Below are 19,425 nucleotides of genomic sequence, written 5' to 3' on the forward strand. Positions count from 1 at the left end.
CGGCTCGAAAGCGGTCTGAGGCCAAGGCCGTGACCCCCGGCGGGTGAAAAGCGGCCCGACCCGGCGCGGTGACCCCGGCCGGTGACCTCGCCCTCGCGCCGGGTGCCGATCCGGGGCCACGTACGGGTACACCCGAACGTCCTGACGCTTTTGGCCGGACGCGGCGTTTCCGCCTTCGATCTCTTTCGTTACGAGACGCGTAGTCCCGTACGCCGGCGTGTCGATGTCGCGATCACATGTACTCCGTAAGGGGTCGGCCGTCGCGGGCAAATAGTCACCGTCCGTTTCTACGATGGGCGGTGACACAGAGATACGGCAGCATGAGGCGCGACTTCCAAAAAAGGGGGCGGAGGGTCCACCGTGTCGGGATGGAGCGAGCTACCCAGTGGTCTGGTGACCTTTATGTTCACCGACATAGAGGGCTCCACACGGCTGGCCCGGATGCTCGGCGAGGCGTACCGGGGGGTCCTCAATGCCCACCGATCAGTGCTACGCGCTGTGCTGGACGACTTCGGTGGTGTCGAGCTTCTCACGGAGGGTGACTCATTTTTCGTGGCGTTCGGTAACGCCGGGGACGCCGTCGCCGCGTGCGTGGAGGCGCAGCGGCGACTGTCCGCTCACGACTGGCCGCGGCGGGACGCGGTGCCCCGAGTCCGGATCGGATTGCACACCGGGTACGCGACACCGGTGGGCCGGGAGTACGCGAGCGCCGAGGTGCACCGCGCGGCCCGGGTGTCGGCTGCCGCGCACGGCGGGCAGATCCTCTGTTCCGAGGCGACCGCGCTGGCCGTGACCGCGGCCTACACCGGCGCCTCCACGAAAGGCGGCACGAAAGGCGGGACGGGGGGTGGGCTCGCCGCCGTCGACCTGCTCGACCTGGGCGCCTACCGCCTGCGCGGCTTCGACGACGACGAGCGGATCTTCCAGGTTGTCGCGCCGGGGCTGGAACGTGAGTTCCCCCGGCCGCGCACCGCGGAGGCCCCCCGGCACAACCTGCCGGCCGCGCACAGCCGGTTCGTGGGGCGCGCTGCCGAGCTCACCGAACTGTCCGAGCTGATCGGTCGCAACCGGCTGGTCACCGTGGTGGGACCGGGCGGTTCCGGCAAGACCCGGCTCACTTTGGCGGTGGCCGATCAGCTGCTTCCCGCGTACCCCGGTGGTGTCTGGACGATCGATGCCGCCACCGCCGCGGACGGCCTGCCCACCATGCTGGCCGCGGCTCTGGGTCTGCGGCCCGAACCGGGCCGTCCGATGATCGAGACCTTGGTCGAGCAGTGCGCCGAGCGGCGGATGCTGGTGCTGCTGCAGACGTGTGACGCGGCGCCGTCGGTCACCGCCACGCTGGTGCACCGGCTGCTGAGCCGCTGTCGCCGGCTGGATGTGGTGGCCACCGGCCGGGCGCCGCTCGGCCTGCCCGGCGAGACGGTGTGGCGGATCCCGCCGCTTGCTCCGGCGGACGCCTTCGCGCTGCTGCGGGAGCGCGCGTCGGCGGCTCAGGGTGGCCGGCCCGGCGACGGTGACCAGCAGCTGGCCGGGCTGGCCGCGCGGCTGGAGGGTTCGCCGCTGGCGATCGAGCTGGCCGCCGCACGCCTGCGACTGCTCCCCGCGGAGCAGCTGGCCCGGCGCCTGGACGACCCGCTCGGTGCGCTGGACAACGACGCGGCCGGCGACGGGCGGCACGCCAGCCTGGCCAACAACCTGGCGTGGTCGTACCGGACGCTCGGCAGCCGGGCGGCGGAGTTGCTGCGCCGGCTCGCGGTCTTCGCCGGGCCGGTGGAGCTGTCCACGGTCGAGTGGTGCGGCGCGGAATCGCTCGGCGCGCTCTCCGAGCTTGCCGACAAATCGCTTGTCGAGGTGGTGCCGGGTGCGCGATATCGGCTTTCCGATCAGGTACGGGCGTACGCGCTCCGCCAGCTCGCCGCGACGGGTGACGAACCCGCAGTCCGCCGGCGTCATCTGACCTGGGCGATGCGTGCGCTCGACCGGGTCGCGGTGGACACCGACGACCAGGTGCGTACGGTCTCGCTCACCGAACTGAGCCCGTACGTCGCCGAGTGGCAGGCCGCGCTGCGCTGGGCGGCGTGCAGCGGTGACGTGCGTTCCGGCCTGCGCCTGGCCGCCGCGCTGGACCCGTGGTGGCGGGAGCACGGCGACGGCCGGGAGGGCCGTGAGCTGCTGTCTCGGCTCTACCGGCGGGTGACCGGGGAGATCGGGCCGGCGGAGTTGGCCGGTGCCTACCTGATCCACGCCGGGCTGGCCGACGAGCGCGCCGAGCGGGACCGGTTTCTCACCCGCGCCGAGTCACAGGCCCGCGAGGCCGGCGACCCCGCGCTTCTGATCCGTGCGCTCGCCGCGCGGCGGTCGCGGCCGGATGGTGACGGCGAGCCGGCCGAGCAGGCCTGCCGTGCGGTGATCGCGGAGGCGGAACGGCTCGGGGTGGCTGCTGCCGCGCTACCGGCGGTGCTGGCCCTGGCCGAGTTGTTGTGGCGGCGGGGCGCGCTGTCCGAGGCGGCGGACCTGCTGGGCGCGGCCCGTCAGATCGAGGCGGCGCACCCGGAGGACCGGGGCCGCCGGGCCGTGGACTGGATGCTGGGGATGGTGGCGCTGCGCCGGGCCGACCTGGTCGCCGCACACGATCACCTGGTGGTGGCGTTGCGGTCGAGGCTGCGGCACGGGTTCCGGGGTGCTGCCGCGGACGCGGTCGCCGCGATCGCGGTGCGGTGTGTGCTGGGCGGGGACCGGGTGACGGCGGCGGTGCTGTTCGGCGGGGCGGAGGCGGCGCGCGGTGCCCGCCGGACGGAGTCGTTCGGTGCCTTCTGGTCGGCGCAGCAGGCGTCGCTGCGGGCGGCGCTCGGCGATGCGGCTTTCGACGAGGCGTACGCGGACGGCGCCGGCCTGGGTTTCGACCGGATCGTGGCGATGGCCCTCGCGGTCGAGCACCCGGACCTGGAGGACGGTGCCGCGCGGTTCGCGAACGCGGTCAGTGGATCTTGACGGCCCGGGGTTTGTCGCCGAGCAGGCGTACCGACTGGAAGTAGAGGAAGGCGAGCGCGTTGCACGGCGGCTGCGCGGCGAGCCGGTGGCTGTCGCACACGCGCCGCAGGTCCGCCCGGAACACCTCGTCGAGCCGTTTGCGGTGCTTGTCGAAGGTGCCCAGCGCCCGGTAGTTGCGGTACCCGAAGTCGTGGTGGCGGCAGGCGGTTCCGAAGCGGAAGCCGAACGGGTTCTCCGGTGCGTGACTGCACCGGTCGGTGGACCAGTCGAAGCCGTACGCCGCCCATCGCTCTTGATCCTGTCGCGCGGCGTTCCATGCCGCGAAGCTCGCCGCGGTCGGCTGCGTCCAGCGCAGCAGCAGGCCCGCTCGGTCGTCGGCAGCGGATATGGGAAGAGCGGCAGCGGTCCCGGGAGGAGCGGCAGCGGCGGGTCCGGCCAGCACCGTCGTACCGGCCAGGAGGAAACCTGCGACGGTGGCGCGCCAACTCATCCGGCCTCCGATAACGTCTCTCGGGTGTGATCTCCAGCTTGACCGTTAGGGTGAGTGCGTGCAGGCGGTTCCATGATTCATCTACCGCTGGTCCGGCAGGGACCGCTGAAGGCTCTGGCAGCCCGTCTGGCGATGGCCTGTTCGCTCGTCGCGGTCACCGTCGCGGTGATCTACTTCGATCGCGCGGGCTACCGGGACGTCAACGAGGACGGCCTGACCCTCCTCGACTGCGCCTACTACGCGGTGGTCACGCTCTCCACCACCGGTTACGGGGACATCACCCCGGTCTCTCCGAGCGCCCGCCTGGTGAACGTCCTGTTCATCACGCCCGCCCGGGTGCTCTTCCTGATCATCCTGGTCGGCACCACGCTGGAGGTGCTGACCGACCAGTACCGGAAGGGCCTGCGGGTCAGCCGGTGGAGGCGAAAGTTGAAGGACCACATCATCATCTGCGGTTACGGCACCAAGGGCCGGGCTGCGGTCGCCGCACTGCTGGAGACGGGCTACGAGAAGTCCCGGATCGTGATCGTGGAGAACCGCGAGGCCGGCGTACGGCAGGCGATGGCGAGTGGTTTCGTCGTGATCGAGGGCGACGCCACCCGGTCGGCCGTGCTGAACGAAGCCGACGTGAAGAACTGCAAGTCGGTCATCATCGCCACCGACCGCGACGAGGCCTCGGTGCTGATCACGCTGACTGTCCGGCAGCTCACCGCCGGCCAGGTCCGGATCATCGCGGCGGTCCGGGAGCAGGAGAACGCGGCCCTGCTGAAGCAGAGCGGCGCGCACCACGTGATCGTGTCGTCGTCGACGGCGGGCCGCCTGCTGGGTCTGACCACGACCGCCCCGCCGCTGATCGACGTGGTGGAGGACCTGCTCACCCCGGGTCAGGGCATGGCGCTGGCGATGCGCTCGGCCGAGCGCGCCGAGGTCGGCAAGAACCCGCGGGAGCTGGTCACGCTGGTGGTCGCGCTGATCCGCCGCGGCAAGGTGCTTCCGCTGGGTGGCGGGAACGTGGTCACCATCGAGACCGGTGACCTGCTGGTCTACATCCGGGACGACGAGGGCGTGCCCAGCGGCGTCTCGGTCTGACGCCGCCGGGCCACTCGGCCTTACAGGATGGTCCAGGTGTCGCCGGCGCTGAGGAGTTCGCCCAGCATCTCCTCGGGGGTGCCGGTGGACTGGGCCCGGGCGTCCAGCACCTGCTTGCGGACGATCTCGTCGTAGGACGGGCGCTGCACGTCGCGGAACACCCCGATCGGGGTGGTGGTGAGTTCGGAGCCGGAGAGGCGGGAGAGGGCGAACGCGTACGCCGGGTCGTCGACCGTCGCGTCGTGGACGATCGCGCTGCCGCCCTCCTGCACCTTCAGCCCGAAGCTGCCCTCGGGATGCACGACGGAGAAGCGGTCGTCGGCGCCGAAGGTGATGGGCCGGCCCTGCTCGAGCCGGATCAGGTGCTCGTCGCGGGCGGACGGGTCCTTGATCAGGTCGAACGCGCCGTCGTTGAAGATGTTGCAGTTCTGGTAGATCTCGACGAACGCCGAGCCCTCGTGGCCGGCCGCGGCGCGCAGCACCGACTGGAGGTGCTTGCGGTCCGAGTCGATGGTCCGCGCCACGAACGTGGCCTCGGCGCCGAGTGCGAGCGAGAGCGGGTTGAACGGCGAGTCCGCCGAACCGGCCGGCGTCGACTTGGTGATCTTGCCGATCTCCGAGGTCGGCGAGTACTGGCCCTTGGTGAGCCCGTAGATCCGGTTGTTGAAGAGCAGAATCTTCAGGTTCACGTTGCGGCGCAGCGCGTGGATCAGGTGGTTGCCGCCGATCGAGAGCGCGTCGCCGTCACCGGTGACCACCCAGACGCTCAGGTCGGGACGAGAAGTGGAGAGACCTGTCGCGATCGCCGGGGCACGGCCGTGGATCGAGTGCATGCCGTAGGTGTTCATGTAGTACGGGAAGCGGGACGAGCAGCCGATCCCGGAGACGAAGACGATGTTCTCCCGCGGGATCCCGAGCTCCGGCATGAACTGCTGCACGGCGGCCAGGATCGCGTAGTCGCCGCAGCCCGGGCACCAGCGCACCTCCTGGTCGGACTTGAAGTCCTTGGCGGTCAGCTTCACCGGGGTGAGCGGGATGGTGTCAGCCATTCTTGACCACGTCCTCCAGCATGCTCTCCAGCGTGGCGGCGGTGAACGGAAGGCCACTGACCTGGTTGAACGGCATCGCGTCGATGAGGTACTTCGCGCGGATCACCGAGGCCAGCTGACCGAGGTTCATCTCCGGGACCACGACCTTGTCGTAACCGGCGAGCACCTCGCCGAGGTTGGCCGGCAGCGGCGACAGGTGCCGCAGGTGGGCCTGGGCGATCGGCAGGCCGCGCTGGCGCAGGGCGCGGCAGGCGGCGCCGATCGGGCCGTAGGTGGAGCCCCAGCCGAGGACCAGGACGCGGGCGTTCTCCTGCGGGTCCTCGACGTCGACGTCCGGCACCGGAATCGCGTCGATGCGCGCCTGCCGGATGCGCACCATGTGCTCGTGGTTGGCCGGATCGTACGAGATGTCGCCGGTCTTGTCGGCCTTCTCCAGGCCGCCGATCCGGTGCTCCAGCCCCGGTGTCCCGGGAATCGCCCACGGGCGGGCAAGCGTTTCCGGATCCCGCAGGTAGGGCAGGAACTTGCCGTCCGGCGCGTTCGGCGCGGTGGTGAACGCGACCGAGATGTCCGGCAGCTCGTCGACCGACGGCAGCATCCACGGCTCGGAACCGTTCGCCACGTAGTTGTCGGAGAGCAGGATGACCGGCGTGCGGTAGGTGAGCGCGATCCGCGACGCCTCGAGGGCGGCGTGGAAGCAGTCCGACGGCGACCTCGGCGCGATCACCGCGAGCGGCGCCTCGCCGTGCCGGCCGAACAGGGCCATGTTGAGGTCGGCCTGCTCGGTCTTGGTCGGCATGCCGGTGGAAGGCCCGGCCCGCTGCACGTCGACGATCACCAGCGGCAGCTCCAGGGCGATGGCGAGCGAGATGGTCTCGCTCTTGAGCGCCACACCCGGCCCGGACGTGGTGGTCACCCCGAGGGCGCCACCGTACGACGCGCCGAGCGCAGCCCCGATCGCGGCGATCTCGTCCTCGGCCTGCACCGTGGTGATGCCGAACCGCTTGTGCTTGGAGATCTCGTGCAGGATGTCCGACGCCGGGGTGATCGGGTAGGCGCCGAGGAAGAGCGGCAGCCGGGACCGGACCGCCGACGCCACCAGCCCGAGGGCGAGCGCCTGGTTGCCGGTGATGTTCCGGTAGGTGCCGGGTCGCATCCGGGCCGGTTTCACCTCGTACCGCACGGTGAAGGCCTCGGTGGTCTCGCCGTAGTTCCACCCGGCCTGGAACGCGGTCTTGTTCGCCTCGACGAGGTCGGGGCGCTTGGCGAACTTGCGCTCCAGGAACCGCAGCGTGGACTCGAAGGGCCGCGAGTACATCCAGCTGAGCAGGCCCAGGGCGAACATGTTCTTGGCGCGCTCGGCGTCCTTCTTGGCGACGCCGGTCTCGGCGAGCGCCCCGATGGTCATCGAGGTCAGTGCGACCGGGTGCACCGCGTACCCGTCGAGGGAACCGTCCTCCAGCGGGCTCACCGCGTAGCCCACCTTGGACAGGTTCCGCTTGGTGAACTCGTCGGTGTTCACGATGATGTCGGCGCCGGCGGGCAGCTCGGCGAGGTTGGCCTTGAGGGCGGCCGGGTTCATCGCGACGAGCACGTTCGGTGCGTCGCCCGGTGTCAGGATGTCGTAGTCGGCGAAGTGCACCTGAAAACTGGAGACGCCGGGCAGGGTGCCGGCCGGCGCACGGATCTCGGCGGGGAAGTTTGGCAGGGTCGAGATGTCGTTACCGAGCTGCGCGGTTTCCGACGTGAATCGGTCCCCGGTGAGCTGCATGCCATCACCGGAGTCGCCGGCGAATCGGATGACTACCCGGTCCAGCTGCTCGACTCGCTTGGCGGGAGCGGCCACGTTGAACCTCCATAGGACGCGGTCCGGCAGCTTAAGTCTGTCGATGGCCAGGCCGCAGTTCGTCACTTCCAGACTACGTCGCCACTCCTTACGAAGAGGCCCCGGACCGTTGCCCACGGTAGCGGTGTGGTCGAAGATCCAGCCAGCAATGTCCACCATGCGGCACGTAATCCGCGGCCGCTGTTCGGTTAGGCTCCCCGATCGTGGACGGATATCTCGGTTCGTACGCCACCCTCGGACTCGTGCTCGCCGCCGGAGTGCTGCTGTTCGTGGCGGCCTTCGGCGCCAACCGGCTGTTGCGCCCGGCGAACCCGGCGGAGCCGCACGGCAAGCGGATCTCGTACGAGAGCGGCATCGATCCGGTGGGCGGCGACTGGGCTCAGGCGCAGATCAGGTACTACGTCTACGCGTACCTTTATGTGCTGTTTGCCGTGGAAGCCGTATTTCTCTTCCCGTGGGCCGTGATCTTCGACCGCCCGGAGTTCGGCGGCGCCGCGATCGCCGAGATGGGCGTGTTCGTCGCCGTCCTCGCGCTGGGCATCCTCTACGCCTGGCGCAAGCGCATCCTGACCTGGACCTGAGCGACGGCCGTCCGGACCGGACGACGCCGACCGGGTGGCGGGCTCGCCACCGGAAAGCCGACATGCCAACATCGTGCGCATGGGTCAGCTTCTGCTCTTCATCGTCGTGGCTCTGGTCGTCGCGACGATTGTCTTCGGCGTGACCGTGTTGCTGAGCGGGGGCGACTCCGGGCTGACCCCGGTCGAGCCCGACGGACGTGCGGTGCCGCTGCCGAGTGACCGGCCGCTCGGCGAGTCCGACATCGCCGGCACCCGGTTCGACACCGTCTGGCGCGGCTACCGGATGAACCAGGTGGACCAGGCGTTGCAGCGCGCCGCGTACGACATCGGCTACAAGGGTGAGCTGATCGGCGTGCTCGAGGCCGAGGTGGCCGCGCTGCGCGACGGCCGGCTCGAGGACGCCGACGCCCTGCGCCGGGCCCGGGAGGCCGCCGCGGCGCCGCCGCCCCCGCCCACCGGTGGCACGGAGACGCTCGTCGGTGCCACGGAGACGGGTGGCGCCGAGGCGGGTGGCACGCAGCCCGGCGCCGCGACGGGCACCGGTGCGGAGCAGGCGCCGCACACCGACCTGCTGGTGATCGGAAAGGAGGACCCGGTCGCCGAGGTGGCCGCGGTGCCGCCCCGGGCCACCACGCCGGACAAGGAGAAGGGCGGCCGATGAGCGGCCCGCACGACGGCCCAGCCCCGGGGCTGGGCGATGCGGCCCGGCCCGGTTCCGGCGAGTTCACCGCCACGGTGATCGTCAACGCGCCCGCGTCCACGGTCTTCGCCGCGTTCATGGACTGGGAGAAGCAGTCCGAGTGGATCCCGTTCACCCGGGTCCGGGTGGTCGAGGGCGACGGAGGCGAGGGCAGCCTGGTCGAGGCGGTCACCACGCTCGGGCCCGCGGTGCTCCGCGACGAGCTGCGCGTGGTCAAGGTGAACGCGCCGTTCGAGGTGCGGGTGGTGCACTGCGGGAAGGTGCTGCGCGGCCCCGGCTCGATGCGGTGCACCGCGATGAGCGGCGACCGTACCCAGGTGGTCCTGCACGAGTGGTACCACCTGCCCGCCGGCCCGGTCGGCAAGATCGCCCGGCCGGTGCTCTGGCCCGGCTCGAAACTCGGCTTCACCGGTGCGCTGCGCAAGTTCGGCCGGCTCGTGGAGCAGGGCCAGATCCCGTGACCGACCTGGTCACCGGCGCCGACGGGCGGGCCCGCTGCTTCTGGGGCGGCGGCTCGCCGGACTACGCGCTCTACCACGACACCGAGTGGGGCCGGCCGGTCCGCGGTGACGACGCGCTCTTCGAACGGCTCATCCTGGAGGCCTTCCAGTCCGGGCTGGCCTGGATCACCATCCTGCGCAAGCGGGAGGCGTTCCGCGCGGCCTTCGACGGCTTCTCGATCGCGAAGGTGGCGACCTGGACCGAGGCCGATGCCACCCGGCTGATGGCCGACGCCGGCATCGTCCGCAACCGGATGAAGATCGACGCCGCGCTGCACAACGCCAGGGTCGCGGCCGAGCTGCCGGAGGGCCTCGCCGCCCTGCTCTGGTCGTTCGCCCCGGCCGCGCGGCCACGCCCGGCGACGAGGGCCGACGTCCCGGCGGTCACGCCCGGGTCGACGGCGCTCGCCAAGGCCCTGAAGAAGCGGGGATTCAAGTTCGTCGGACCCACCACGGCGTACGCGTTGATGCAGGCCACCGGCATGGTGGACGACCACTTGGCCGGCTGCTGGGTCCCACCGCTCACCGCGTGACCGAGCCCGTGATGAGATGGACCCATGGCGCAGTGGTCAGTGATCATCCCGGACGAGCAGTGGGCAGTCGAGCGGTTGTTCGAGCGCGACGTCGTGACGGTGCCGAGCGGCCCGAGCGAGGCCGCCACCGGTGACGAGGTGCTGCTGGTCGCCGGGGAGAACGTCGTGGCGCTGGCCCGGGTGGAGAAGTCCGGCGGCGGCGACCTGGTGCTCGGTTACCTGCGGCGCTCGTTCGACGAGCCGGTCCCGGCCGGGGAGCTGGCCGCCGACAGTCCGGTGACAGCGGTCGGCGACGAACTCTTCCGGCGGCTGGCCGACCGGCTCAGCCCGCCGGCCGACAAGAAGTCGTGGCTGGTCAGCGTGGCGATGCCGATCGAGGCGACCACGCCGGCCGAGGCGGTGCGGCAGTTCTGGTCGCACGTGTCCGAGCTGGGCCCGCAGGAGCTGCCCACCTATGTGTGGCCCTCCGGCGACGAGCTCGCGATGCAGGCGTTCGTGCTGGGTGCCGAGGCGAACCAGGACCCCGAGGAAGAGGACGAGGAAGAGGACGACTGAGGCCGGTGCCCCGCGACCGGCGGCCGCGGGGCGACGACGGCTCAGCGGCCGTTGTAGACCGGTTTCTGCTTGTTCAGGAAGGCGTTGACGGCGGCCCGGTGGTCCTCGGTGCCGCCACAGATCGACTGGGCCTGTGCCTCGGCCGCGAGAGCGTCGGAGAGCGTGCCGGCGTCGCCGATCGAGAGCTCCCGCTTGATCGCGCCGTAGGCCACCGTCGGACCGGCCGCGAGCCGCGCCGCCATCTCCTGCGCGGCCGGCAGCACCTCCTCGTCGGTCTCCGTCAGCCTGGTCAGCATGCCGATCCGGTCGGCCTCCTCGGCGCGCACCGGCTGCGCCAGCAGCAGCAGCTCGACCGCCTTGGCGTGCCCGACGATCCGGGGCAGCGACCAGGAGATGCCGCTGTCGCCGGCCAGGCCGACGTTCGCGAACGCCATCAGGAACTTCGTCGACGGCCCGCCGATCCGGAAGTCGGCGAGCAGGGCGAGCGACGCACCGGCACCGGCAGCCATGCCCCGCACCGCCGCGACGACCGGCTTCGGCATGTTCGCCAGTCGCTGCGCGATCGGGTTGTAGTGCACCTGGACCGTGTTCAGGTCCGTCGAGCCTGCCTCCAGCAGGGCCGCGTGCTCCTTGAGGTCCTGGCCGCCGCAGAAGGCGTTCCCCGCGCCGGCGAGCACGATGGCCCGGCACGACCGGTCGCTCTCCAGCTGGGCGAGGGTGTCCCGCAGCGCCTCCTTGAGGTCGACGGTGAAGGAGTTCATCGCCTCGGGGCGGTTCAGGGTCAGGGTGACGACGGCGTCGGTGCGGTCGACGAGGAGCGGGTCGCTCATGCGGTGCCTGCCTTTGTCTTGCCCTCCTGGCCCTCGCCTGCAGCGCTGTGGGTCCGCTGCGGCCAGGTGCCGCTCGGTGCAGTCGGTCAAGACTCTGAGAATCCCACACGGCCACCACGTGCGGCCGATTGCAGGCACCGTTCGACATAGCGGTCGGCGGCGGGTCGCAGCCGGTGCGCGTGCTTGTCGAAGAAGGCCGCCGCACGCACTCCCGGCCACCCCGGTGGCAGCAGCGAGGAGGGCAGCTGCGGGTCCTGGAAGAGGAACGACCGCCACGCGTGCACCAGCTGGAACCGGGCGGCGTACGCCTCCTCATCGGAGCTGCGCGAGGTGACCGCCTTGACGATCGGGCGCAGGGAGTCCTCGAACTCCTCGTAAGACCGTCCGATGCGGCCCAGGTCCCAGGCCCGGCCGACGATGTCGGAACCGGCCGTGTGGCTGGCGCTGAACCGTGCGTAGGTCACTCCCGCCTCGGTCAGCGTGCCCGCCAGCTCGTCCGAGGCCCGCGGCGCCACCCACACGTCGTCGCTGAGCGGACCGTAGCCGAGGAAGGCCAGCCGGGTGGCCTCCCGCCGGGCCAGGGGCGCCTCGTGCAACAGGACCATGTCGAAGCGGCCGTCCCAGCCACCGCGACCGGTTCGGTACACCCGGGTGGCGGCCTCGTCGAGCCGCCGGGCGGCCTTCGGCGTGAGCAGATAGCCCGGACCGGAGGCCAGACGGAGCGGATGAAGCCAACCTTGTCGCACCATTCGCGACACTGCCGTACGGACTGCGGGCGCCGCGATCTGCAGTGGGGCGAGTAGGCGCACGAGGGCCGCGACCGGGGCCCGGGAGCCCCTGGCGCGCAGGTAATCGCCGTACAGGTCGAAGAGTGCGGACCGCGCCTGCATGACCGCACATTGTGACAGCCCGAAAGACGATATGCTAGACGCTGTCACATCCGCCCGGGCTGGGTTTGGGTTCGCCGGTGTTCATCAGGGAAAATGTTTGATCGGCACGGTGGGCCGCAACGCGTTGACACGTGAAACGGCCTGTACGGCCGCCGGTCGGAAACGAGCACCGCGTCGCGTGGGGCTGAGCACGTGACGTGGCTGCTGGCATTCCAGGAGCAATGGCTGTGGGGCAACCCACCAACCCTGACGTAGGTCTGAGGGGAGACAAGATGGCGGCGATGAAGCCGCGGACGGGCGATGGTCCGCTGGAGGTCACCAAGGAGGGTCGTGGCATCGTCATGCGCGTCCCGCTGGAAGGTGGTGGCCGTCTCGTCGTTGAGATGACTCCGGACGAGGCCAACGCGCTGGGTGACGCGTTGAAGTCGATCGCCGGCTGACGTTTCACGCGAGCCCGCCGGTACGGTACCGCCCGTACCGGCGGGCTTTCCACGTCTTACGGAAAGGTCATCCTCCCGTGTTCGCAATCCGCTTGACCACGACCGCTGACGAGGCGGCCACCTGGGTCGTACCGGTCGGCCCCGATGGGCCGGCCTCCGCCTCCGCCGCATCTGCCGCCTCCGCTGGGGAGCCGAACGCCGCCGCGCTGGACGCCGAGACCGCCGCACTTGTCGCGCAGACCACCGGCGCCGCGCAGGCCGGCCAGGTCACCGTGCTGCCGCGCCCCCTGAACCGCCCGGCCCGGGTGCTGCTCACCGGCACCGGCGACGGCGACGAAGCCGGCTGGCGTGCCGCCGGAGCCGCCGCCGTCCGGGCCGCCGCAGCCGACGAGGTGCTCGAGGTGCGACTGCCGGCGGACGCCGGTCAGGCCGCGCTGCGCAGCCTCGCCGAAGGGATCTGGCTGGGCGGCTACCGGTACCGCGACGCGCCGAAAGCGCCCCGGTCCGGCGAAGTGCGGATCATCACCGGCACCCCCGAGTCGTACGAGCAGAGCCTCACCCAGGCGCAGATCACCGCCCGCGCCACCTGGCTCGCCCGGGACCTGACCAACACGCCGTCCTCGGTGAAGAACCCCGAGTGGTTCGCCGGCCAGGTCGTCGCGGCCGCCGCCGAGCGCACCGGCGTCACCGTGACCGTCCGCTCCGGCGACGAACTGGCCCGGTTCGGCGGCCTGCTCGCCGTCGGCGGCGGCTCCGAGTCACCGCCCCGGTTCGTCGAACTCAGCTGGCAGCCCGCCGGCGCCCGCACCCACGTCGTGCTGGTCGGCAAGGGCATCACCTTCGACACCGGCGGCATCTCGATCAAGCCGCGCGACGGCATGAAACTGATGAAGAAGGACATGGGCGGTGCGGCCGCGGTGGTCGCGGCCGCGCTCGGGGCGGCAGACCTGAACCTTCCGGTACGCATCACCGCGCTCACCCCTCTCGCCGAGAACGCGGTGAGCGGCTCCGCGTTCCGCCCCGGCGACGTGATCACCCACTACGACGGCTCCACCAGCGAGAACACCAACTCCGACGCCGAAGGCCGGATCGTGCTCGCGGACGCGCTGGCCTACGCGGCCGAGACGCTGCGGCCCGACCTGGTGCTCAACCTGGCCACCCTGACCGGGGCCAACGCGGTGGCTCTGGGCAAACGGACCGCTGCCCTCTACAGCCCCGACGACGACCTGGCCGCCGCACTCACCGAAGCGGGCGCGGCAGCCGGCGAACGGATGTGGCGGCTCCCGCTGGCCGACGACTACGTGGAAAACCTGCGCAGCGACATCGCCGACCGGGTCAGCGCCCCCGCCGGGCCGGGCTCGGTGATGGCGGCACTGTTCCTGCGCGACTTCTTCGGCGACACCCGGTGGGCCCACCTGGACATGTCCGCGCCCAGCTGGGCCGAGGCCGACGACCTGGACCTGAGCAAGGGAGCCACCGGCTGGGGAGCGCGCACGCTGCTGCGATACCTGGCCGCGCTCTCCGCCTCGCCGTCCTGACCCCCGTCCCGGGTCGACCGTCCCGGGCCAGCGTTCGACCGTCCCGGGTCAGCGTTTGACGGCGGCCAGCAGGCCGGCGCCCGACGGGATCACGGCCGGGATCCAGTCCTCGGACTCGCGGATCGCTTTCACGGTCTCTCGCACTATCAGCGTGTCGACGTCACGGGCGGACGGGTCGGTGATCCGGCCGCCCGCGTGAGCGCCGTTCACGATCAGGATGCCGCCCGGGCGCAGCATCCGCAGGGCGGCCTCGGTGCAGGCGGCGAACTCGGTGGTGTCCGCGTCCACGAAGATCAGGTCGTAGGCGCCGTCGGCGAGGCGGGGCAGCACGTCCAGGGCACGGCCGCTGATGATCCGGGTACGCGACGGGGCGATCCCGGCCTCCTGGAACACCCGGCGGGCGATCCGCTGATGCTCGTGCTCGACGTCGATCGTGGTGAGCACGCCGTCGGGACGCATGCCTCGCAGGAGCCAGATGCCGCTGACACCCGTACCCGTGCCGATCTCCACCACCGCCTTGGCGCTGCCCGCGGCAGCCAGCAGGGACAGGACGGAGCCCGCGCCGGGTGAGACGCAGGGCAGGCCGAGCTCGTGCGCCAGGGAACGCGCGGTCTGCTGGACCGGGTCCTCGGTGGCGTAGGTCTCGGCGAACGGCGTCGCATGCGGCGCCGGCTGACCGAAGGAACGGGCTGGACCGATGATGACGACCTCCGTGCGGCAGTGGTGACGGGCGTGGCGCAACCACGCACATCGGATAAGAGAGTAGAGCGATGCTCACCGGTGATGCACCGCGCCGTCGATGCATAAACAACCCACGGTGCTCCGCACGGTGAATCGGTGGGAAGGTGGTACTCGGCAAATCCGTGTCATCCTGGATGCGCGGAGCCGGGCGGACTGAGTGGAGGACCGACGTGACCGACGGCTGGAACTGGCGCCGGCCACCGGGGTCCGCCACCCCGGGAACACCTGACCCGGCGTCGGCGTGGTGGTCCGACGCACCGGCTGATCCGTGGCGCGACCCGTGGGCCCCGGCGGCCGTGCACGTCGCGGCCGCACCGGTCAGCGGCGCGCCGCAGCCGGAGGTGGTGCCCGACCCCGACGCACCTCGTCGGCCGTTCGGCCCGATCCTGGCGATCTGCCTGGTCACGGCCCTGTTGGCGGGCGGTCTCGGCGGCACCCTGGGCTTCGTCTTCGCGGTCCGCGGCGGCTTCGCGGCCGGCGGTGGAACCCAGCTCGGCGCGGCCTCCCAACCGGCACCAGAGTCCCTCCAGCGGGCCCCCGAAAGCCTCGCCGGCGTGGCCGAGCGGGTGCTCCCGAGCGTGGTGACGGTCCGGGTCACCGGGGCGATCGGCTCCGGTTTCGTGGTCTCCGAGAACGGCTATGTGATCACCAACGACCACGTGGTCGAAGACGCCGGTGACACCCTGGCGGTCTCGTTCAGCGACGGCACCCAGGCCTCGGCCCGGGTGGTCGGCCGGGATCCGGAATCCGACATCGCAGTGATCAAAGTCGCAAAGTCGGGGCTCGCCCCGGTGCGGCTCGGCGACTCCGACACCATCGCCGTGGGTGACCCGGTGCTCGCGTTCGGTTCGCCGCTGGCTCTGGTCAACACCGTCACGTCCGGCATCGTCAGCGCCCTGGACCGTCCCATCCAGGCCGGCGAGGCAGGCGGCGCCACCCGCTACTACGCGGCCATCCAGACCGACGCCGCGGTCAACCAGGGCAACTCCGGCGGCCCGCTCGTCAACGCGGCCGGCCAGGTGATCGGCGTCAACTCGGTGATCCGCTCGGTGGGCGCGACCGACACCGAGGCCGGCAACATCGGCCTCGCCTTCGCCATCCCGATCAACCAGGCCGAGCGGGTCGCGAAAGACATCATCGACACCGGCAAGGCCAGGCGTACGGTCATCGGCGCCGAAGTGGTGACCGGTGAGACCGCCGGCGGTGCCCGGCTCCGCGCCGTCGAGCCGGCCGGCCCGGCGGCCTCCGCCGGACTGCGCAGCGGCGACGTGCTCACCAAGATCGACGGGCACCTGCTGGAAGACGGCACGGACCTGATCGCGCTGGTCCGCAAGTACGCACCCGGCTCCACCGTCCCGGTGGAATACCGGCGAGGCACCAAGGGCGACGCCACCTCGGTGACACTCGCCGCAGACACGAACTGACGCACCGGGCGGGGTGCCCTCGCACACCCGCCGTGCGTAGTCTTGGGCCGGGACGCCTGGGAGGCCGAGCTGTGTTCGAAAATCTGAACTGGTGGGAGATCGGCGCACTGCTGATGCTGGCGCTGCTGATCTTCGGGGAGCGCCTGCCGAAGGTGATCGGCGACGGCCTGCGGATGCTGCGCGGCCTGCGGTCCATGGCGCAGAACGCCACCACCGACCTGAGCCGTGAACTCGGCACCGACATCCAGCTCGAAGACCTCCACCCGAAGGCCTTCATCCGCAAACACCTGCTCAGCGAAGACGACGAGCAGGCCATCCGCAAGCCGCTCCAGACACTCTTCGACGACGTGAAGCAGGACCTCAACGGCGTCAAATCCGAGCTGAACGACGTGGCATCCGCAGCCGACTTCAAGAACGCGAGCCCGGCCGTGCCCAGCAGCGCGCCGGTCGAGAAGGCCCGGCCTGCGCAGCGGTACGACTTGGACGCGACCTAGCTGGCTGGCTGGCTGGCTGGCTGCGCTTCGCTCCGCGGCGATCGCCTTTCAACCGGCGGCAATCGCGGGAGTGGCTGGCTGGGCTCCTTCGCGGCGGTGGGCCAGGTAGGGGAGTGCGGCGTGGTGCTGGTTGCCGTTGCTCGGTTGGGGTTCCTGCTGCGGTCGGCGTTCCCCCGGTTCGCGGCGGGGATAGGTGGCCGTGGTTGGCTGCGGTGGGTTCGCATGGCGGTGTTGATCTGCTGGCGGTGCGAAATCGCGGTTTCAGCCCCATGATCACAGCGATTTCGTAGCGCTAGCAGATCAACATCTCGCCATGGTGCGGGTCTCCCGTACCGGGCCGCCCGGTACGGGCGGTATGTCCGGCGCCACCCGGCCAGAACGGCACCAGTGGAGGCAGGCCGGCGCCACCGGGAGCAACGGGCGGCTTCACCCCGGGTCAGCCCGGCTTCACCGCGGCCCAGCCCGGCTTCACCGCGGGCCAGACGGCACCAGTGGAGGCGAGCAAGCCGGCTTCACCGGGGTCAGAACGGCACCAGTAGAGGCAGGCCGGCGCTACCGGGGTCCAGGCCGGCGCCACCGGGCTAGAACGGCGCCACCGGGGCCAGAACCGGCAGTCCTGATCTGATGCGCGGGCGGCATCGGCTGGACGACGATCGGAGTGCGACGTCTGTGGGGGTCGGCCCGGCGCAGCAGTGCGGCAGTGCCCGGGCGGCGTCAGCGATCACGTAGGCGTCGCGGGCTTCGGTCTTCGCCGTGCGAAGGTGCTGGTCAGTGAGCCAGTGCGGTGCCAGGCCCGGCAGGTGGGGCCATCTGGTGCCACGCGCTCCAACCACGGCGCCGGGTAGGGCGCCGATCGAAGCGGGCTGGTCGACCATGTCCAGGATCCAGCCGCGCCGCTCGTGCCGCCGGCGCAAGCGGGTGCCGCTATTGCCGCTGGTGCCGCTCGTGCTCGTGCCGGCCGTGCCGGCTTGTGCCGCCCGTGCCAGTGTGCCGGCCGCTCCAGCCGTGCCGGGAGTGTCCGCCGTGCCAGATCCACATGCACCCCCGCCGGCCCCTCACCGATGCGCCGAGCGTGCCTGCCATGCCGAGCGTGCCCACCGCGCCCCCGTGCCTGGCGTGCCGCCCGTGCCAGTGTGACCGCCGCTCCGGGCGCGCCGGCCGTGTCTGCTGCGCCAGGCGAGCTGGTTGGCCAGGTCTACAGGCGCGCCTTGCCTGTGGGCAGCGCCGCGTCATGCAGCCGCGCCCGCTGGATGCGGTGCGACCGCGTGATGACCCGTGTTGCCGGCATCCAGGGTGAGGAACACGCCGTACCCGTTGATCACGTCTGGTCTCCGCCGGCGAGGCCTCGGTGCCCGGCCCGGCGACAACACCCCCGGATCGTGCGTGACGGGGGCAGTAAGACATGCCGGACCGAGCGACCGGCCAGCCCCGGCCGGGTGATCGACAGGCGACGGGGGCGGGGTGGCCGGCCTTGTGGCGATTGCCTGGCGGCAATCGTGGGGTGGCTGGCCTGGCGGCCGGGGCCGGGGGCTCCGGGTCAGGAGCGTTTGGCGTTGACCATCAGGCCCAGGGGTTTGCCTACGAGGGATTCGCGGCGGACGGCGAGTTTGTCGGCCACGCCGTCGAGTGCCTTGGCGGCCGGGGCGTCCGGGTCGGCGAGGACGATCGGGGTGCCGGCGTCGCCGGCTTCGCGGACGCGGGTGTCGAGCGGGATCTGGCCCAGCAGCGGGACCCGGGCGCCGACGGTCTTGGTGAGCGACTCGGCGACGATCTCGCCGCCGCCGGAGCCGAAGACCTCCATGCGGGAGCCGTCCGGCAGTTCCAGCCAGGACATGTTCTCGACGACGCCGACCAGGCGCTGGTGGGTTTGCAGGGCGATCGCGCCGGCCCGTTCGGCGACTTCGGCGGCGGCCGTCTGCGGGGTGGTGACGACGAGGATCTCGGCGTTCGGCAGGAGCTGGGCCAGGGAGATGGCCACGTCGCCGGTGCCCGGGGGCAGGTCGAGCAGGAGCACGTCCAGGTCGCCCCAGTAGACGTCGGCGAGGAACTGCTGGAGTGCGCGGTGCAGCATCGGGCCGCGCCACACGACCGCGGCGTTGCCGGCGGTGAACATGCCGATCGAGATCACTTTCACGCCGTGCGACTGCGGCGGCATGATCATTTCTTCGACGCGGGTGGGTTTGCCCTCGACACCGAGCATCCGGGGCACGGAATGGCCGTAGATGTCCGCGTCGACCACGCCGACCGACAGGCCCCGCTTGGCGAGAGCCGCCGCGAGGTTCACGGTAACGCTGGATTTGCCGACGCCGCCTTTGCCGCTGGCCACCGCGTACACCCGGGTGCGGGAACCTGGCTGGGCGAAGGGGATGACAGGCTCCGCCGATTCGCCACCACCGCGCAGCGTGCTCTGCAGCGCCTTGCGCTGTTCCTCGTTCATCACGCCGAAGTTGATCTCAACTCGGTCAATGCCGGGGATCTTGGTGACGGCGGCGGTGATGTCGTTGTTCAGCTTGTCCCGCAGGGGGCAGCCGGCGACGGTGAGCAGCAGGTCGACCTTGACGAGGTTGTCGCTGACGGTGAAACCCGAAACCATGCCGAGTTCGGTGATCGGGCGGCGGATCTCGGGGTCGTCCACGGTCGCCAATGCGGCCTGAATGGCGTCCTCGAGCGTCGATGCAGGTGCGGACATGTCAGCAATGCTACGTCGATGGTCAGGGGCACTCCGCGTCCC

General features: G+C 71.2%; 18 protein-coding genes and 1 pseudogene. 11 read left to right on the forward strand and 8 right to left on the reverse strand.

Annotated features, from left to right (window positions below; genetic code table 11):
- Window positions 1-360 precede the first annotated feature (360 nt).
- Complete coding sequence (locus LPA41_RS02675; RefSeq protein ID WP_374238093.1) at window positions 361-2,994, forward strand: adenylate/guanylate cyclase domain-containing protein; 2,634 nt, start codon at window positions 361-363, stop codon at window positions 2,992-2,994.
- On the opposite strand, the gene LPA41_RS02680 is transcribed toward LPA41_RS02675, so the two are convergent.
- Complete coding sequence (locus tag LPA41_RS02680; protein WP_229067971.1) at window positions 2,981-3,484, reverse strand: phospholipase; 504 nt, start codon at window positions 3,482-3,484, stop codon at window positions 2,981-2,983. The two genes, LPA41_RS02675 and LPA41_RS02680, sit on opposite strands and share 14 nt — an antisense overlap.
- 72 nt (window positions 3,485-3,556) lie before the next feature.
- Here LPA41_RS02680 and LPA41_RS02685 point away from each other — a divergent pair, with 72 nt between their 5' ends.
- The gene (locus LPA41_RS02685; RefSeq protein WP_229067972.1) at window positions 3,557-4,573 is read left to right on the forward strand and encodes a TrkA family potassium uptake protein; all 1,017 of its coding nucleotides are present in this window, start codon (window positions 3,557-3,559) and stop codon (window positions 4,571-4,573) included.
- Between the two features lie 20 nt (window positions 4,574-4,593).
- Here LPA41_RS02685 and LPA41_RS02690 read toward each other — a convergent pair whose 3' ends face one another.
- Window positions 4,594-5,622, reverse strand: a complete 1,029-nt coding sequence (locus LPA41_RS02690; protein WP_229067973.1) for a 2-oxoacid:ferredoxin oxidoreductase subunit beta — start codon at window positions 5,620-5,622, stop codon at window positions 4,594-4,596.
- Window positions 5,615-7,393 (reverse strand): 2-oxoacid:acceptor oxidoreductase subunit alpha, encoded by a 1,779-nt coding sequence (locus LPA41_RS02695; RefSeq protein WP_229068110.1) that lies wholly within the window; start codon window positions 7,391-7,393, stop codon window positions 5,615-5,617. Before LPA41_RS02695 ends, LPA41_RS02690 begins: the two co-directional genes overlap by 8 nt.
- A 278-nt stretch (window positions 7,394-7,671) precedes the next feature.
- Here LPA41_RS02695 and ndhC point away from each other — a divergent pair, with 278 nt between their 5' ends.
- From ndhC to LPA41_RS02720, 5 genes are all read left to right on the forward strand, one after another.
- A complete protein-coding gene (gene ndhC, locus LPA41_RS02700) occupies window positions 7,672-8,049 on the forward strand; it encodes an NADH-quinone oxidoreductase subunit A (RefSeq protein ID WP_229067974.1) in 378 nt (125 codons plus the stop codon).
- Window positions 8,050-8,128: 79 nt separating this feature from the next.
- Window positions 8,129-8,710: a DivIVA domain-containing protein gene (locus LPA41_RS02705; RefSeq protein ID WP_229067975.1), complete on the forward strand. Its 582-nt coding sequence runs from the start codon at window positions 8,129-8,131 to the stop codon at window positions 8,708-8,710.
- Entirely contained in the window at window positions 8,707-9,210 is a 504-nt protein-coding gene (locus tag LPA41_RS02710; RefSeq protein ID WP_229067976.1) for an SRPBCC family protein, read from the forward strand. The genes LPA41_RS02705 and LPA41_RS02710 overlap by 4 nt, the downstream gene beginning before the upstream one ends.
- Complete coding sequence (locus LPA41_RS02715) at window positions 9,207-9,782, forward strand: DNA-3-methyladenine glycosylase I (protein ID WP_229067977.1); 576 nt, start codon at window positions 9,207-9,209, stop codon at window positions 9,780-9,782. Before LPA41_RS02710 ends, LPA41_RS02715 begins: the two co-directional genes overlap by 4 nt.
- Before the next feature lie 24 nt (window positions 9,783-9,806).
- Complete coding sequence (locus tag LPA41_RS02720) at window positions 9,807-10,337, forward strand: hypothetical protein (protein WP_229067978.1); 531 nt, start codon at window positions 9,807-9,809, stop codon at window positions 10,335-10,337.
- 41 nt (window positions 10,338-10,378) lie between these two features.
- Here the strand turns inward: LPA41_RS02720 and LPA41_RS02725 are convergent, their stop codons facing one another.
- Together LPA41_RS02725 and LPA41_RS02730 are read right to left on the reverse strand one after the other, a co-directional pair.
- A complete protein-coding gene (locus LPA41_RS02725) occupies window positions 10,379-11,167 on the reverse strand; it encodes an enoyl-CoA hydratase-related protein (RefSeq protein WP_229067979.1) in 789 nt (262 codons plus the stop codon).
- Window positions 11,168-11,253: 86 nt separating this feature from the next.
- Window positions 11,254-12,057: a PaaX family transcriptional regulator C-terminal domain-containing protein gene (locus tag LPA41_RS02730; protein WP_229067980.1), complete on the reverse strand. Its 804-nt coding sequence runs from the start codon at window positions 12,055-12,057 to the stop codon at window positions 11,254-11,256.
- A gap of 272 nt (window positions 12,058-12,329) precedes the next feature.
- Between LPA41_RS02730 and LPA41_RS02735 the strand changes: the two genes are divergently transcribed.
- Both LPA41_RS02735 and LPA41_RS02740 read left to right on the forward strand, forming a co-directional pair.
- Window positions 12,330-12,497 (forward strand): DUF3117 domain-containing protein, encoded by a 168-nt coding sequence (locus LPA41_RS02735; RefSeq protein ID WP_014447667.1) that lies wholly within the window; start codon window positions 12,330-12,332, stop codon window positions 12,495-12,497.
- Between the two features lie 77 nt (window positions 12,498-12,574).
- On the forward strand, window positions 12,575-14,035 hold the full coding sequence (locus LPA41_RS02740) for a M17 family metallopeptidase (RefSeq protein WP_229067981.1): 1,461 nt from the start codon (window positions 12,575-12,577) through the stop codon (window positions 14,033-14,035).
- Between the two features lie 48 nt (window positions 14,036-14,083).
- Here LPA41_RS02740 and LPA41_RS02745 read toward each other — a convergent pair whose 3' ends face one another.
- Window positions 14,084-14,635 carry an O-methyltransferase gene (locus LPA41_RS02745; RefSeq protein ID WP_229068111.1) on the reverse strand — a complete coding sequence of 184 codons (552 nt, stop codon included), beginning with the start codon at window positions 14,633-14,635 and terminating at the stop codon, window positions 14,084-14,086.
- Between the two features lie 311 nt (window positions 14,636-14,946).
- Between LPA41_RS02745 and LPA41_RS02750 the strand changes: the two genes are divergently transcribed.
- Both LPA41_RS02750 and LPA41_RS02755 read left to right on the forward strand, forming a co-directional pair.
- A complete protein-coding gene (locus tag LPA41_RS02750; RefSeq protein WP_229067982.1) occupies window positions 14,947-16,200 on the forward strand; it encodes a S1C family serine protease in 1,254 nt (417 codons plus the stop codon).
- Between the two features lie 71 nt (window positions 16,201-16,271).
- On the forward strand, window positions 16,272-16,694 hold the full coding sequence (locus LPA41_RS02755; RefSeq protein WP_229067983.1) for a preprotein translocase subunit TatB: 423 nt from the start codon (window positions 16,272-16,274) through the stop codon (window positions 16,692-16,694).
- Window positions 16,695-17,386: 692 nt separating this feature from the next.
- Here LPA41_RS02755 and LPA41_RS02760 read toward each other — a convergent pair.
- Window positions 17,387-17,599: pseudogene (locus LPA41_RS02760) on the reverse strand (transposase); the annotation flags it as partial.
- A 632-nt stretch (window positions 17,600-18,231) separates the two neighbouring features.
- Entirely contained in the window at window positions 18,232-19,383 is a 1,152-nt protein-coding gene (locus LPA41_RS02765) for an Mrp/NBP35 family ATP-binding protein (RefSeq protein ID WP_229067984.1), read from the reverse strand.
- Between the last annotated feature and the right edge of the window lie 42 nt (window positions 19,384-19,425).

Source organism: Actinoplanes sp. DH11 (genome assembly GCF_020873875.1).
Lineage (GTDB): Bacteria > Actinomycetota > Actinomycetes > Mycobacteriales > Micromonosporaceae > Actinoplanes.

Coding starts and splice junctions, on each gene's coding strand:
- LPA41_RS02680 (WP_229067971.1), bottom strand. CDS start 3,484: ATGAGTTGGCGCGCCACCGTCGCAGGTTTCCTCCTGGCCGGTACGACG.
- LPA41_RS02685 (WP_229067972.1), top strand. CDS start 3,557: ATGATTCATCTACCGCTGGTCCGGCAGGGACCGCTGAAGGCTCTGGCA.
- LPA41_RS02690 (WP_229067973.1), bottom strand. CDS start 5,622: ATGGCTGACACCATCCCGCTCACCCCGGTGAAGCTGACCGCCAAGGAC.
- LPA41_RS02695 (WP_229068110.1), bottom strand. CDS start 7,393: ATGCAGCTCACCGGGGACCGATTCACGTCGGAAACCGCGCAGCTCGGT.
- LPA41_RS02705 (WP_229067975.1), top strand. CDS start 8,129: ATGGGTCAGCTTCTGCTCTTCATCGTCGTGGCTCTGGTCGTCGCGACG.
- LPA41_RS02710 (WP_229067976.1), top strand. CDS start 8,707: ATGAGCGGCCCGCACGACGGCCCAGCCCCGGGGCTGGGCGATGCGGCC.
- LPA41_RS02720 (WP_229067978.1), top strand. CDS start 9,807: ATGGCGCAGTGGTCAGTGATCATCCCGGACGAGCAGTGGGCAGTCGAG.
- LPA41_RS02725 (WP_229067979.1), bottom strand. CDS start 11,167: ATGAGCGACCCGCTCCTCGTCGACCGCACCGACGCCGTCGTCACCCTG.
- LPA41_RS02730 (WP_229067980.1), bottom strand. CDS start 12,057: ATGCAGGCGCGGTCCGCACTCTTCGACCTGTACGGCGATTACCTGCGC.
- LPA41_RS02735 (WP_014447667.1), top strand. CDS start 12,330: ATGGCGGCGATGAAGCCGCGGACGGGCGATGGTCCGCTGGAGGTCACC.
- LPA41_RS02765 (WP_229067984.1), bottom strand. CDS start 19,383: ATGTCCGCACCTGCATCGACGCTCGAGGACGCCATTCAGGCCGCATTG.